The sequence below is a fragment of the Mucilaginibacter sp. P4_G9 genome (assembly GCF_056400985.1).
Map to the genome: position 1 here is coordinate 1 of NZ_JBFUKF010000787.1, position 1,179 is coordinate 1,179.

2 protein-coding genes are annotated in these 1,179 nt (G+C 36.6%); one reads left to right on the forward strand and one right to left on the reverse strand.

The window, feature by feature from the left end; translation table 11 throughout:
- Positions 1-245: 245 nt before the first annotated feature.
- Entirely contained in the window at positions 246-539 is a 294-nt protein-coding gene (locus tag AC1DPZ_RS27650; protein ID WP_477409566.1) for a hypothetical protein, read from the forward strand.
- Between the two features lie 97 nt (positions 540-636).
- Here AC1DPZ_RS27650 and AC1DPZ_RS27655 read toward each other — a convergent pair whose 3' ends face one another.
- Positions 637-960: a hypothetical protein gene (locus AC1DPZ_RS27655; protein WP_477409568.1), complete on the reverse strand. Its 324-nt coding sequence runs from the start codon at positions 958-960 to the stop codon at positions 637-639.
- Positions 961-1,179 lie beyond the last annotated feature (219 nt).

The window sequence follows — 1,179 nt, forward strand, 5'->3', positions numbered from 1 at the left end:
GGGTTAAATTGCTTGATGTTGATAAACAAGGTAAACTGAAGTTATCGCGCAAAGCGTTATTGCCAAGGCCAGAAGCACCAAAAGCAGACAAATAAATTTTATATTTTGATATATACAAAACCCTCTATATGAGGGTTTTGTTATTTTTTCTTGTATTCTTGACACTTTTTTTGCAAAAAATTAAAACAAAAGGCATTTATTTAAACTTTATATCAGTTAATAAATAGTTGATAAAACCTTAAATTTTGACTCCGCTTGTAAAAAACATGACTCCTGCTACCAATGATCCTTTAGATTTTCTCAACAATAATCCGCATGGGAAGCAGTCGGCTGCGCAAAATGATCTGGTGCAGCAGTTATTATATGAAATTATCCGTGTTAAAGAATTAATACAGTATTATGATTCCATCCCCAATGGTGGCGGTCAGCTTGGCTCATCAATTTTGAACGAACTGGTAGCAGAGGCCTATGGTTCTTTAGTCAATTATGATACGGTACTGATGAAAAAGTACTATGATCTGCTGCTAAACTGCGATTAGGGGCGCCCTAAACCCCTGAAGGGGGAATGATCATCTATAAAATTCCAGGAGCTTTTTTTCCAACAACCCCATATCCAATAGCGATGTATTTTTACCGTTATTGATAAAATTCTCTTTTTGAATGTGACCAATTAAATCGGGGTCGATCAAAAAATCCGGGATAGTTTTTCAAATAAAGTGGATAATACCCTGGCCAAATCCATTCTCCGTCGGTATAATAGCCGTGTGGGCAAAGTAGTTCGCCGGTTGTAAAGTCCCTTACATAATGCATCCAACCAAAAACTATCGCTCCATTGTTTAAATAATCAGTCACTTTGGCAATCAACGTTTTATCCCAATTCTTAAATTCAAACATATCTCTAAATGGAATTGCCGAAGGGATATTGTCGTCGTGCTCCTGTACAAAGCCAGTTAGTTTCATCGCATTTGATTATATGTCGGTAAAATTATACAAATTCCCTTTTTTAGCCTAATTAGGTCCGGTTACATGAGATACGGTGAAGTTTGTGTAAAAGTTTACAATAAAATTTCTGAACCTTCCTTTCATGGGGCTGGGGATTTATATATTTGCACATGAATCACCTGATAGCACCATCAATTTTAGCAGCCGATTTTGCCAACCTGCAACGCGATATTGAAA